The sequence below is a fragment of the Lutibacter sp. HS1-25 genome, assembly GCF_004121075.1.
GTDB lineage: Bacteria > Bacteroidota > Bacteroidia > Flavobacteriales > Flavobacteriaceae > Lutibacter.
The window spans coordinates 1793-16968 of record NZ_RHLN01000093.1; the positions used below are offsets into that span (position 1 = coordinate 1793).

4 protein-coding genes are annotated in these 15176 nt (G+C 33.1%); 1 reads left to right on the plus strand and 3 read right to left on the minus strand.

The window, feature by feature from the left end; all coding sequences use genetic code 11:
- From EC396_RS12430 to EC396_RS12440, 3 genes are all read right to left on the minus strand, one after another.
- The coding region (locus EC396_RS12430) for a GEVED domain-containing protein (protein WP_129366989.1) at positions 1 to 2659 on the minus strand (2659 nt) is incomplete at its 3' end.
- A 207-nt stretch (positions 2660 to 2866) separates the two neighbouring features.
- Positions 2867 to 3865 (minus strand): T9SS type A sorting domain-containing protein, encoded by a 999-nt coding sequence (locus tag EC396_RS12435; RefSeq protein ID WP_129366963.1) that lies wholly within the window; start codon positions 3863 to 3865, stop codon positions 2867 to 2869.
- Between the two features lie 660 nt (positions 3866 to 4525).
- Complete coding sequence (locus tag EC396_RS12440; RefSeq protein ID WP_129366964.1) at positions 4526 to 9712, minus strand: LamG-like jellyroll fold domain-containing protein; 5187 nt, start codon at positions 9710 to 9712, stop codon at positions 4526 to 4528.
- 379 nt (positions 9713 to 10091) lie between these two features.
- On the opposite strand from EC396_RS12440, the gene EC396_RS12445 reads away from it, so the two are divergent.
- Positions 10092 to 15176: a LamG-like jellyroll fold domain-containing protein gene (locus tag EC396_RS12445; protein ID WP_129366965.1), complete on the plus strand. Its 5085-nt coding sequence runs from the start codon at positions 10092 to 10094 to the stop codon at positions 15174 to 15176.

The window sequence follows — 15176 nt, forward strand, 5'->3', positions numbered from 1 at the left end:
AAACACCACCTGGAGCTTCTGGATTATTACAAACACCACCTCCACTAACATTGAAATTAACCCTAACACCACCACTACGGGCTGTCCAACCATCATTTGAAAGCACCGTTACCCCTCCAGAAGTAATCGTAATATTAGATACTACATTAGGAAGGTTACGATCCCAACCGTCACCCGGACCGTTTACGCCACCTCCTCTATCATACATTATCACATAATAATTATTAGCATCTTCCAAACAACCTAGATTTACTGTAGTAGCATATGGCACATCTGGATTAGGAACACTACTATCAAAACCATTATCTATAGTAGTTATCAAAGTGCCTGTTGGAGAATATATTTCTGCTCTATTTTCAGTTGAAAATAACGGCCAATCTACAGAAACAATTACCTCTGAAAATCCCGCTACTGGAGGAGGACATACACCACCTCCACTAACATTAAAATCAACCCTAACTCCACCACTACGCGCTGTCCAACCATCATTTGAAAGCACTGTTACTCCTCCAGAAGTAATCGTAATATTAGATACTACATTAGGAAGGTTACGATCCCAACCGTCACCCGGACCGTTTACGCCACCTCCTCTATCATACATTATCACATAATAATTATTTGCATCTTCCAAACAACCTAGATTTACTGTAGTAGCATATGGCACATCTGGATTAGGAACACTACTATCAAAACCATTGTCTATAGTAGCTATTAATGTTCCTGAAGGCGAATATATCTCTACTCTATTTTCAGTTGAATATAACGGCCAATCTACAGAAACAATTACCTCTGAAAATCCTACTACTGCAGGAGTTACATTTACCGTATAATCTTCTGCTTCGCCAGCATTATAACTAAAATCACATGGTCCATAACCTATATATTGAGGTAGATTAGTATCTATAAACCCAATTCTCATACGTGTATTTCCTAAAGACGCACTAGTAGGAATAGGAACGCTAATTGGCACTACAACTGTTTTTATACCCGAGCCATTATTAGGTTCACTAACTTTAAATATAAATTTTTCGTCAAAATCATCAAAATATTGGTCTTGGTTAAAATCTATCCAAACAACCAATTCATTTTCATCTGTATTCCAACCATTTATATTAACTGAAATTGTACCACTTAAAGCCCCTCCTGATGTAACATTAGTTGCTAATGATGTGTAATCCGTATAACTTCCCGTATTTTCAGAAGTGCTATTATTTATTGATCCTAATGAAACATTTGAAATAATATAAGAATTATAATTATTTATATTTACAGGGATACAATTTTGAGATTCATTAATTATATTGATGGTATAATCTTCAACTTCACCTTGAATAAATGACTCACAAGAAGTTGGAACACCAATAGATTTCATTGAAACACGCATTCTGGTTTTTCCTACTACTGCATTACTTGGAACAGTAAATGAACCTGAAGCTGGCGATCCATTAAAAGTATTTGGTTTTACAAATACTTGCTCTCCAGGATCTAAAAAATTTCCATTTTTATTATAATCTATCCATACTGAAAAACCAAGATTTGAATTTGAATTGGAAGTAATTGTAATTTGGTTTGTAGAGTTAAGACCTAAAGTTGTATAAACATCTGTAAAATTTGAATAACCTGTTCTTGTTGTACCAGCCCCTGAAGTATTATCGATATTTTTTAATTGAACTCTCTGAATATTGTAACTATCAAAAGTTGAATCTGAATTACAATAATCACCTGACCCTTGAACAGTAAAAGTATAGGCTTGCTCAGCAATATCAGGGTCGTTATTTGCTATTGTTATGGCTGCAATTGACAATCCAAAAGCTGCAGATGTATATGTTATATCAAACGTAGCAGAGCCACCTGCAGCAACACTAAATGGCACTGACAATGAAGAAACTACAAAATCGGAATTAGCACTTGTTATTGATGAAATGTTTAAATCTAAATCACCTGAATTTTCAATAGTAAAAGTTTTTACCAATGAGCTTCCTATAGCTACACTTCCAAAATCTGTATTATCTGTAACAGAAGGCGTAATATCATCATCTAAAATACTTACACCATTGCCTAAAACATTGATATCAGCTGGAGTAGCTAAAACACCAGTTATTACAATGTTATCTATATAAAAATATTCATTATTATCTAAGTTGTTTGCTCTTACCCTAACACGTATTGTAGTATTCCCATCTGGGACATTAAATGTATAAGGGTTTGAATCTACAGATTGATTATCGCTGTCTGGAGTTCCCCAATTTCGTGTTTCATTATTATCTCCATCAATTAATTTAATATTTTGCGTATAATTAGCCCCATTATCATATGAAATATCTAAAAATAAATCCTCATTATTATCTACCCAATACGATGCAAAAGAAATAGTTAAAGTAACATTTGAATAGGAAGAAATATTGACGTTATCAAATATTACATTTGAATCTCTATTATTAGTACCATTATTATTACTAAAACGCAAAGAATTTGAGGATGATACACCCGAACCATTATCTACGTCAACATAGTTAGCATCTGAAACGGCATATCCCAAGCCTGATGGAAGTGCATCAAAATTTTGACTTGCAATTGTTACTTGCCCATAACCAAAACTGGCTTGTATAAAAAAGTAAGCAACTACTATTATTTTAAAAACATTTTTTATATACCCCATGTAACTCTAAATGTATCAAATTTTGTGCAAAAATAAAACAATTATATACAATTTGAGGATTTTATCAATACTTATTAACATTTTTAATTAGAAAAAGGATTTATTTTCAGCATATTAACTATACACTAAAAATAAATCCTTTTTTAAAAATACTCGGCGTTTTTAAATATTTTAACGCTATTCTTTATCGTTTAAATTTAAAATTTACTAATTATTTTGAACCATAACTCTTTTAAAAACCGGTCCTTTTTGAGTTTCAGCTACCACAAAATACAAATCTGATTTTACTTGTAATGGCAAATAAATATTTTCTGAATCTAAATCTTTATTCCAATTACAAACCTGTTGCCCGTTAATATTAAACAAGGTTACTTTACGCAATTTCAACAATTCTCTGTTTTTAATAGTTAACATATGTTGCCCGTTATTAACATAAATAATTAATTTTTGTTTGTTTGATTTACCATCTAAGTTGTCTTCATAATTTTCATCACCATCACTCAAAGTTGCTGTTTCATTTTCAACTACATTAGATTCTTCTGCAACTACATTATTTTTAACATCTTCTACTATAACAGGCTCTTCAATAACAGTTTCATTTTCAACTACAGCAATTGTATCTCCTGGAGGCGCTGGAGGCAAAACAACATCTTCAATAATACTTAGAAAAATAATACTAAATCTATTGTGATATTCACCAGCTGGCAAAGTAACCTGATAGCTACTTTCTTTTAGATTGTGAATAGAGTCTAATGCCTTATCTTTTAATCCAACAATAAAATCATCCATTGGATATTCAAGAGCATCGATTTTTATTGTAATATCACCTCCTACTTTAGTTACAACTCCTAAGGCAAATTCTTTATTTACCTCAAGGGTATTGGTTGCTTGTATTACATACTTTCCTTCATTAATTAACCAATACATATCATCAGCTAATACTTGCGGTATATTGCCATCAAAACCCCAATCTACTCCATCAGTTGCTCTTTGATCAATAGTTAGCAACAACTGTCTGTGATTTATTTGCGGAGCATCAAAACCAATTCTGTATTTAGGTCTTGTATCAACTACAACTTTTTTCACCACATCAGTATTTAAATTCGAATTCTTAATTGAATTTATAGCTTCTCTTTCACTATTTGCAGAAGCATATATTGTTGTTAAAAAACAACAGATACATAAAAGGGATAGTATATTTTTCATAACTGAGGGGTTTTACTAGTTAAAAAATGATTTATAAAACAATCGAATATTAATGATTGTTAAAACCCTGCTGTTTAAATTAAAAAGCCTTAAAATAACCAATCAATCTAGCAACAGAAGTGTGTAATATATTTTTAAGTAATCTTGAAAACATTGTTTATTTATTTTGATAGTATAAATGTATGAAAAATAAAACTAAAAATACCATTTATATTGTTTTTTTTACCATTTGTTTGATTTTTCATACCATTTATTTGTAAAATAGGCGCTTTGACGGTTAAATAAACCTTTAATTATTTGTAATTTCCACGATTTTTTTAAAAAAAGAGGGGTTAATTTGACTTGGATAAATTGATTATTGACTGGAAAGATTCTAATTTTAATAACATGAGGTTAAAAATTGATAAAATAAACTCGAAACTTTGATTCAATTTTATACAGAAATATCAAAAATTACTTTATTTAGAGGCAAAGAATTGTTTATTTTAGATTAAAAGGAATTAAAATTTCTTATAATATCAATTAAAGTGGTAGCTCAACTATTATTTATATGCGAAATAACTGAAATACAAAGACAACATAATTCATAAAGAAATTTAACTATTAAAAAATTAACATTTTTAGAATTACAACTTAGTTACTGAATTTTGACTTAATAACTTACTCAATAATCACTTTTTTAGCAACAATACCTTTGGATGTTTTTATTTTCAACAAATACATACCCGTAACTTTGTTGTTAACCGCTAATAAAATACTAGGTTCTTCCAAATTAGTTTCCCAAACTTGCTGTAACTGCCCTAAGCTATTATATAAAGCTATATTCGTAATTTCAGCCTGAAGGGTGTTTTTAATTTGAATTTCAGAAGTTGCATTATTTATAGTAACTACAATACCTTCTTTTAAAATTTGCGCTGTATCTCCTAGTGTATTTTGCAGGGCAAATGTCAATGAAAAACGATCTGAATAAATACCTGGATCTAACATAATTTCAAATGGTTGATTATTTACTTGATGCATTTTACCCGTAAAAGCATCCTTAATATAAATATCTGTACTATTGTCTACATTTTCTAAACCATCAATTTTAATACGAGCCAAACCTGTTTGCGCAATTTTTAACACCAAAGGAAACTCTTGATCTTTATTAAAATTAGGAACACCTTGTATCACTAATTTTGCACCTTGAGCCGTCCAATACATATCTTCAGGACCAATATCTGCTATTAAACCATCATAACCCAAATCAAAATTATTAGTGGTATTGTTATCGACACCAATTAATAACTGACGGTGAAAACCTTTTGGAGAATCAAACATTAACCTTATTTTTTGACGCACATCAATATTTAATGATGTTTTTGAAGCAACTGTAGTTTTTCCTTTTTCAGCCTTCATAAAAACCGAAGAACCAGTTTCGTAACTTTCTTTTTGAAAAAAACGTTGACTATTTTTAAAAATAATAGTTCCACCATCAACACTTGGCAATGTACCAACAATACCCGGATCAATTCCTGTTAACACAAAAAAACCTTGATTAACGGGTATATATTGCCCAGGCACTTTATCTCCATAAGAATTATCATGATTGATGCGCCAATCTGTTGATTGTGCTTTTACTCCTCCCATTAAAGTATAGGTTGCGTAACCTCCAATATACGATCTTAATATATGTGTATTTTCTTCCCCAAAGTGATCCCAAAAATAAATTGCACCATTAAATACGTTTACACTATTTCTTCCAGCGTTTCCATCAATAGAAGTATTGATATTGTCTTTTATAAATTCATTAGCATCTAGTGCTGATGGATATGGATTTCCAATTAAACGGTCTACATCACCACTTGGAGTTATATGTGTTTTAAATAATTCCAATTCAATATCTCCATTATATGGCTTTCCTCTAAATACGTAATTTTGAAAATCGTTTTTGATATCTTTATTACCCAAACTTCCTTTCATTGTATAACCCACACCTGGTGCTAAAACAGACGTTTCTGTAATTTTTGGAAACCATGAATTATAATCATCATCTTTTCCGTAAAACTGATACAACCAATAACTACTTATAACACCCAAACCAGCATCTGCAGCATAGGCAGATGCATTGTAAGTGGTTGCAACAGGATTATTTGGATCTGTACCATTAAATAAAACATTTTTAATTTTAAATGTACCATTTGTACTTGGCGTAAACGTTGGCAAACCTCCTGGAGTTATTGCCCCAACTGAAGATGTCCAATAATTGTAATTAAAACTATTAGCTGTTCCTTGCTGATCTCGTTCTAAATAACCACCGCTATTTTGGTCTAAAATACTTTCACCTCCTTGAACCAATTGAGATTCGCCCTCTAAATTAAGTACACCATTTAGATATAAATAACGTGAAACTTCTAATTTATAACCAGTTCCTGTACCATTTGAATTGGTAAGGCCATTTATTTTGTATTCATTACCATTAGCTACAAACAATCCAACATGTTTTTGATTTTGATCTGAATATATATAATTATGCTCAATTTTAACAATAGATGCTGATGAAGTTAAAGCATCTGCTCCAACTACTCCATCGGCTGTATTTAAAGCATCTGATAAAGTAATAGGAGCCAAAGCTGTTCCTGCCATTTGTGTAATAAAAGGCAATGGTGCTGTTTGTACGTCTATAATTTTCATATTGTAGATTCTTGCAAAAGACCCTGCACCTTCATCAACATCTAATGTGGTTAAATCGTCTATAATATCATCTTTATAAACATCCATTCTAAAATACCTTTGAAGATTTGTCCAAGGTAATAAAGTTGTTGTTTCAACACCAGTAGTACTGTTGTACACATAATCTTGAACATCTAATTGCACCACGCTACCTTTAATTACCCCTCCATTATCTTCAATTTCTTGATACACTATTTTTTGAAGTTCGTTTTCAGTTAAGGCTTTATCAAAGACTCTAACTTCATCTATCTGACCTTTAAAATAATTTGTATGTGATGAAGTGCTTCCTATAAGAAAATTTGAAGTATCTGTTATGCCACCATTTGTGTCGCTATTGTCAGGAATACCATTGATATACATTATGGTTTTTCCAGCGGTAGTTGTAACAGCAATATGTGTCCAATTTCCATTTATTATTGGGTTTGTAGAGGTTATAGTATTTCCTTCAACAACAGCTACAATTTTATTTGTGCTATTATCAATTTTAATATAAAAATCATCTTGACCTGCAATTACCCTATCTGTATTTGTAAAATTTACACCATCAGATTTTACAAAAGCCATGATTGTTCCACTTCCCGAACTTAAAACATTGACATCTTCAGCATAATCATTTCTTCCATCAAAATACAATAACAACTTTCTATCTAAATCACGTGGAGAACCAAAAACGGCATCATCTGTGTCAAAAGAGTCTGACAAGCCATCGCCATCAGTATCTGTTAAAACATCAATAACACCATTATTATCTGTATCTAAATTGGCATACAATGTACCATCAATATCCCAATCTGCTCCATTAGACATCACATCTAAATAATCTGGAATACCATCATTATCAGAATCAACTACAAAATTAAACCAACCTGTACCTGTTGGCGATCCTTGACTTTGGTTACCGTATGCAAAATCAAAATTACCAGAACCCTTTAAAGAAGTGCCGAAATAATCGTAAATATCTAAAATACCATCGCCAAAATAATCTAAGTCACCATCAGAGTTTATATCGGTTTCCCTTACAGTATCAGAATCATCTCCATCTCCAACACCGTCACCATTAATATCTCCATCTCCATTTTGATAACCAACATAAGCCAATGGGTTGGTAGCACCTGATTCATCAACATCAAAAATAGCATCGTTGTCACTATCTAAATCCATATGATTTGGAACTCCGTCACCATCTGAATCTAAGGGAGTATTGCTTTCAGCCGAATCATGCATTCCATTGCTATTGGAATCTAACCAACCAGTTGTGTAAGATATTTTAGCCGTACCTGCACTTAAATTTCCTAAACCAGCTTCTACCACATCAGGTATACCATCATTATCACTATCCAAATCAAAAACATCGGCAACACGATCACTGTCTGTATCACACAGTGTTTGTGAAATAACAATGTCATCTATAGCAAGGTCATTACCCGCTCCTCCAGTCTCATTATTATAAAAATACACATAAAATTCATCAACATTAAAAGTTAAATCTTTCGTAATTTGATGCCAACTACTAGCAGGATCACCATTAATAGAAGGCGGTATACCTAATGGGTAAAGATCATCTGTTGATACAGATTCTAACAAGACATTGTTTACATCTCTAAATTCAACCAATATCTTTGGACGTAACCTGGTAGCAATACCCGGAGCTGCTTGAGTATCTAAATTTAACACCCAAAAACTATACGTAACGGGTACACCCGGAAGTGCTCCTTTGATTGTTGCTGAATAAAAAAGACCTGGATCATAGGAAGCATTAAACATAGCCATTCTACCATTAACACCTCCTGTATGATCTGCACCAGTATACCAATATGCATCTGCCCAATGCGCAACCTCACCATTAGGAGTATCATTTATACCATCTCCATTTGCGGCTTTATAATACACTGTATATTCTCCATCATTTAAATCATTCCCATCACTTGGATTTAGCTTACATGCTACTCCTGTTCCATCTTCATAACAATAAGTTGTTGAAGCATCGTAGGTTGTATTTATTTCTACCCTGTTAGTGCCTTCGCCAAAAGTTTCATTTAAAAACTTGTAATTTATAGTAGTAGCAACATTAGATAATCTACAAGATGTTTCTTCATCTTCATCTTTTATACCATCATTATCATCATCAATATCAACATTGTCGTAAATACCATCACCATCACTATCAAAAAAAACTTGTTCACCGGTAATTTTAACATCGAACTGGTAAGAAGATTCATCAAAATCATTATTGCTAATTGTAATTGTTTCTTGAAAAACACCCGTAGTTGTTGGCGTTCCTGTAATTATAAATGTTTCACTTGATCCTGATACAATTGTATATGGAAAAGAGATGAGACTAGTTACAGAAAAAACTGTTCCAGATATTGTTATATTACTTATTTCCAAATCTGTATAACCTATATTCTCAATGGTAAATATTTTTTCTACAGAGGATATAGAACTATGAGAACCAAAATCAGTATCATCGGTTAAACTTGGTGTAGTATCACCACTTACAATAGAAACTCCATTACCCGTAACATTTATATCAGGTACAATTGGAACGACTCCTGTTAAAACGATTTTATCAATAGCCATATCACTCCTATAACCATTTCCCGTGAGTCCCTCAAACCTTAAATATATCTTTTGACCAACATAAGCACTTAGGTCTATGGAAACTTTTTTCCATGGAGCGGCATTGTTTGTTTGATCTATATCTGAGCCTGATCTAGACCATAAGTTTGTGGCATACGTACTTCCTCCATCAGTACTTACATTTAGACTTAAAGTACCCATATCAGCTCCATACATATGATAAAAAAAAGAAAACTCAGGATTAGAAACTCCAGATAAATTGAATTCAGGACTTATAAAATATGATTTGTTATTCAAGTTATTAGATGCTTCTGTATACATGTAATAACTACCACTAGCCCCTGTAGATGGTCCTGTATTACCAGATGGTGTACCTCCCGAATCTTGAGTCCAATCAAAATCATCTCCTTCGCCTTGGGTCCAGCCGTCCAAATCACCAAGAGTTTCAAAATCAGCCGTATAAATAGTTGTTTGAGAAAAATTTATGGCAGGAAATAACAATACCAACAACAGTGGTATTAGCTTAATTTTGATACAAAATAGCTTCTTTTTCATATTCGTGGGGTTACGAGTAAACAAAATTAAAGAATAAAATTTATTATTTGGTGAGGGCAACCCAAAAATAGATTATTATTTGAAATTTCAATCTAAATTAGTACTTAAATTATTATAAACCAATTTTTTACAAAATAATATATCATCTTTAAAATACTATTTACAACAAAAGAATTCTAAAAAAAATTATACAAAAAAACAGATACTAGATCTTAGATCTTGTGTTTGATATTAAAAAAAAAAAATATTACTTTTATATTATTTAAAACCTTTTTTATCAAAGGTTATTTTGCTCGTTTAGAGGACAATACAAGATAGTACAGGATAGCAATTTTTAAGAAAATTGTATTTTAGCCAAATTTAATCAACCTTTTTTGCTATGTTTAAAAATCCCTCTTTATACAGAAAACACCTCGTTTTCTTTATGTTGTGTTTGGTTACCACAACTACAACGGTATTTTCTCAACAATACCGTTATATCCGTTTACAGAAATCGGGAACAAATACAGGCGGTAATATTATAAACTTAGCTGAAATACAAGTTATAGATATTGAGGGTGTTAACAGGGCTTTGGCGGGTACAGCAACATTGAGTTCTACCTATGTAGATGGAGGTATTGCATCAGTAGGAAACGATGGCGATACAAATGGAAATTGGTTTTTGGGTACTGTATTTGCCTCTAGTGCCACTGGAGCTAATGAATGGTGGGAAATTGATTTGGGTGACTCTTACGATTTAACTACCATAAATATATACAATAGAACAGATGGTGTTCAGGAGCGTTTAAGCAATATGTATGTAATGGCTTCAAATACCCCCTTTGATACTACGGGTGCAGATGGAACAAACCTTACAGCTGCATTTGCAAATGCTGGTTTCACCCATCAGTTTGGGGAAATAACGGATGCTGATCCTCAAAAACAAGTTGTAACATTGCCTGTTAGCACTCCTAAAATCACAACCAGTATTTCTTCTACAAATTTTTGTGCAGGTTCTCAAGTAACTGTTGGCTTTACTTCCCAGGGACCTTTCTATAGTGGTAATACCTCTAGGATATATTTGTCAGATGCTTCAGGTAATTTTTCAAATAGTCCAACCGTATTATTAACAAAGGATCATACTGACGGTGCTACTGTAATTCGTACAGTTAGTTCTACTGTTATTATTCCTGCCAATTTACCCTACGGTACAGGTTACAGAATTAGAACTGTGAGTTCTAACCCCTATTACAATGGTCCAACCAATGGTGTTGACATCACCATAAATGCCAAACCTGCAGCCCCAATAGTTGGTACAATTACACAACCAACTTGTATTACAGCAACAGGTAGCGTAGCATTAAGCGGTTTACCTGCAACAGGTACTTGGACATTAACAAGGAGTCCAGATAATATAACCACTCCAGGAACCGGAACAACTACAACAATAACAGGTCTTTCGGCAGGCACATATACTTATACCGTTACCAATGCTTCAGGTTGTACTTCTGCAGCTTCAACATCTATAGTTATCAACCAGCAACCTGCAACACCTGCAGCCCCAATAGTTACTGTAAAAACTCAGTCATCTTGTAGTTTTGAAGGTGGTGTTGTAACGGTTAGTAATTTACCATCAGGTAGCTGGACTTTAACCAGAAGCCCTGGTAATTTTAATAGAACAGGTAGTACTTCAACAATAGATTTAACTGTTACGCCAGGCACACATACTTATACTGTAAGAAATAGTGAAGGGTGTACGTCTATAGCTTCAGCACCAGTAACAATAAACGCAACAGGCCGCCCAAGTTTAATCTCTGGAAACGGAACGCCTTGTTATTATAGCGCTCCAGCAAGCCCTTCAACCGAAACCTATAGTGTACTAAATGACGCTGGTGTTACAAATTACAATTGGGCTATTCCTTCAAATTGGACCATTACATCGGGGCAAGGAACACATACAATTACTGTAGAAATTGGTTCTGATTCTGGAGATATTACAGTTGATGCCGATGGAAATTGCCAAAGTGTAATGACTGTTATTACCCATACCTTAGATACCGATTTAGACGGCATACCAAATGCTTGTGACGATGATGATGACAATGATGGTGTTTTAGACCTAAACGATGAAGATGATGACAATGATGGAATTACAGATTTGGAAGAGAATGACTTTCAAATGACGGAAGTCCATTATGAATATTATGATACAACACCAACAGGAGACACCGTAGATAACATACCAACAACTGGATTTGTTGGTTATGGAGTACTTTCAGATTTTGATGTGAAACTATTGCAAACTAGGCACGATCCTACATCAGACGATGTTCGTGATGAAGATTATTTTTCAATTCGTTACACAGGTAATATACGCATTGCTACAGCAGGTGACTATACTTTTTACACCAACTCAAATGATGGTACAAAACTGTTTATTGATAAAGGCGCTGGTTGGCAAACAGTAGTTAATAATGATGGTACACATATACCTGTTGAAGAGTCTGGTACAATTAATTTAGCAGTAGGTGTATACCCTGTAAAAATTGAATATTTTCAAAGAGCAGGAACCGTATTGTTAGAAGCTTTTTATGAAGGACCAGGAATTGCCAAACAAAATTTATTAGGCTTGGTTGATACTGATAATGATGGAATTCCAAATTATGTAGATAACGATAGCGATAATGATGGTTGTCCTGATGCAATGGAAGGAAGTTTAACAAGTATTGCAACAACCGATTTAAATGATCTTGGTCAAATAACCACAGGTGGTATAAATGGCACTACGGGGATACCAAATCTTGTTGGGTCTGGTCAAACAGATGTTAGTAGTACCAATCCTTTGGTATTGGGAAGTTGTGCTTCAACAGCTCTCAATTTTATTGGTACAACAAACGATTATATTGGTTTAGGAGATAACTTTAATTTTACAAGTTCATTTTCTATTGAAGCTTGGGTGTTGAAATCTACAGGAAGCCCTAGTTTTCAAATAATTATCTCAAAAGGAGATAGATCAGATTTAGTTCCTCAAAAGGGATATTATTTACATTTAGACAATAATAAACCTCGTTTCTTTTGGTATGATAATTCGGGAACTGATAATAGAATCATCAATTTACAAAACAGTACAGGTTTAGGTAATATAGACGAAAATAAATGGTATCATTTAGCGGTAACGTTTGATGGTAGTATCGCAAAATTATATGTTGATGGTTTAGTAATCGCTACCGATAATGTTACCGACCCATTAACAAATACAACAGAGAATTTTATTATTGGTGGAATGTATAGAAGTAATTATCCTACTACACCAAGAAACAATTTTGATGGTTATATTGATGAAGTGCGAATTTGGGACACAGCACTCACAGAAACGCAATTGCATGAAATGATGAACCAGCGAATTGAGGAAAATGCAACTACAAACAATGTTAAAGGACAAATAATACCTTTGGATATTTCAGAACCATTACCTTGGTCTAATTTAAAAGGTTATTACCCTTTTAATAATGGTTATACAGCTTTAGACCAGTCGGGGAATAACAACCATGGAATTGTGTACAATATGACCTCAAATCAGCCAGCAACAGCTCCGTTACCTTATGTTAGTACAGCTAGCGGTGATTGGGACACTTCAAGTACTTGGTTAAATGGAGATGTACAAAACCTTCCTAATAGTATTAGAAGTTCTGGAGCTCCTCCTGCTCCTCCAGTACCTGTAGATTGGAATATTGTCAAAATTTCTACTGGAACTAATGTCGATTTAAACAGAGGTGATGGCAACGGCGTTACTTTATTAGGATTGATTTCAGAAGCAAATTCAACACTTAATGTAACTGGAACTACAGATATTACAACGGGTACAGGTACAGGGCAATATATATCGGTATCAGGTTATTTAAAATTAGCAACTGAGGGTATTATACATTTAAAAGGTGAATCTCAGTTGTTACAAAGCGAAGGAAGTATTTTAGACGCTACAAGTTCGGGGTATATCACACGAAGTCAGCAAGGTACTGCTAATTTATATTCCTATAATTATTGGGGATCACCAGTTGGTAAAAATTTAATTTCGGGTACAAATTCATATAATTATAAATTACAAGATGTTTTATACGCTGACTTAACAACGCCTGTTGTGTATTTAGGAGGAAATAATTACAACGGAAAAGCATCACCACTTACAATAGCCAACTATTGGATTTGGAAATTTGCAAATAAAGCTGCGGGTGTTTATGCAGAATGGCAACATATGCGAAGTACAGGTGATATTTTGGCAGGAGAAGGATTTACCATGAAGGGAACAGAAAATACTGATGTAAGTAATTTTCAAAATTATGTATTTAGAGGATTGCCAAACAATGGAGATATTACCTTAAATGTAAGTGCTAATAACGAATATTTAGTTGCTAATCCATACCCTTCTGCGATCAATATAATTAATTTTTTTAATGACAATCTAAGTATTATTCAAGATGGATACATCTATTTTTGGGAACAATTTGATGTTAGAAGTCATATTTTATCCGATTATGAAGGCGTTTATTGGCTTATGAATAAGAGTGGAGCTGTGCAATCGGCCGTACCTTCTCTTATAAATCAAAATTTAGACCCTAATGATTCTAATAAAACACCAAATAACAATATACCTGTTGCTCAAGGCTTTTTTATAGAAGCACAAACAGATACACCTATTCAATTTAAAAATAGTCAACGTGTTTTTGTTACAGAATCTTCAGGAGATGCTGTTTTTATGAAACAAGGGAATAGCAAATCTAAAATTGCAAACAACAAAAAAGAAGATACTCGTAAAAAAATAAGATTGGGATTTAAAGCACCTAAATTAAACCATAGACAGTTGTTATTAACTATTGATGAAAGAGCAACTGATGCAGTAGATTGGGGGTTTGATGGTAAAATGGATGATGTTTTGGCTGATGATATGTATTGGGATTTGGCTGATAAAAAATACGTAATTCAAGCACTACCAGATGCAAATATTGACAGGGAAATACCTTTGGGGCTAATTATGAGTAAAACTGGCTTAGCAACCATTCAAATTGATGCGCTGGAAAATGTAGATGAAAGTGTTGAGTTGTACATTAAAGATGCTTTAATTGGCAAAACATATAAAATAAACAACCAAGCATTTGAAATTGAATTAGAGGCAGGTGTTTATAAAGATCGTTTCGCACTTACATTTGCACCACAAGAAGTTTTAGATATTGAAGATGAAATTTTGAAAAACGGTATCGTTGTTCACATGAACAACGCTTCTTCTACATTAGAAATTAAGAATATGGTACAGGCTGAAATTACCCAGATCAATTTGTACAATGCTATTGGACAAATACTAAACGTATGGGATAAAAACTTACAAAATCAAAATCTGAGTTTACCTGTTTACAATACAACTACAGGCATGTATTTGGTGCAAATTAAAACTACAACAGGTACTATTTCTAAAAAGGTTATTATTAAATAG